Here is a 1,031-nt window from a genome sequence, read left to right on the forward strand (position 1 = left end):
GGCCAAGGCTATTTACTCGGTAGACCCCACGCAGCAACTCGGCCTGAGCTGGGAAAGCCAAAAGCGAAGGCAAAACACCGAGGTGTATTCGGCACGCGCCGTACCGCCACTGGTCAGTACCAGCGCGGTAGACCTGGATACACGTGACAGCGTGGACCGTGACCGTGTGTCACTGGAGCACCGCTTCAACGACCTCAATGCGCCCTGGGTGCAGCGGGCAGAAACCCGTGTGTATTGGCAGGATGCCAAGATCAAGCAGTTTTCGCTGGAAGACCGCAACACGGCGGCAGACCGCACCCGCGACAACAGCTACAGCACCAAGGTGGTGGGTCTGTCCGCGCTGCTGCAAACCAGCCTCACGGGCGGGCTCAACCAAAAACTCAGCTACGGCCTGGACTGGAGCCGCGCCGACGTGAATGGCGTGCGGGATGGCACGGCGGCGCCCTTTGGCGAAGTGTTTCCCACCAAGCCGTTTCCCGACACCAGCTACACCCTGGCCGGTGCCTTTGTGCAGAGCGAAATCGAGACAGGTGCGGTCAGCGTGATCCCCGGTCTGCGTTTTGACCGTTATGAGCTGTCGCCATCCGCCACCGGCTATAGCGGGGGTGCTGTGGCGACACTGTCCGGCCAGGCGGCCACACCGCGCCTGGGTGCGGTATGGCAATGGGCACCGGCGTTTGCGCCCTATGGCCAAATCGCCAAGGGCTTTCGCGCGCCCACGCCGGACCAGGTCAACAACGGGTTTAACAACCTGGCATCGGGCTACACCAGCATTGGCAATGCCACCCTGAAGGCCGAGCAGGCCGACAGCCTGGAAATAGGTTTTAGGGGCAAGGCCGGTGGCCTGCGTTACTCGGTGGCGGCGTTTGACAACCGCTACCAAGACTTCATCAGCCAGCAAGCCGTAAGCGGTGCAGGCACGCCGGGCAACCCCACCGTGTTCCAGTACATCAACCTGACCAATGCACACATCCAGGGTCTGGAAGTGCGCGCCGAATGGCAGTTGGATACCCGCTGGACCACCAATGCGG

At 62.5% G+C, this 1,031-nt stretch carries 1 protein-coding gene; it reads left to right on the forward strand.

The genetic code is table 11. The annotated features are described in order from the left end of the window. The coding region (locus tag AC097P_RS25050) for a TonB-dependent receptor domain-containing protein (RefSeq protein WP_479613116.1) at window positions 1-1,031 on the forward strand (1,031 nt) is incomplete at both ends.

Source organism: Rhodoferax sp. ZS1R8 (assembly GCF_056521325.1).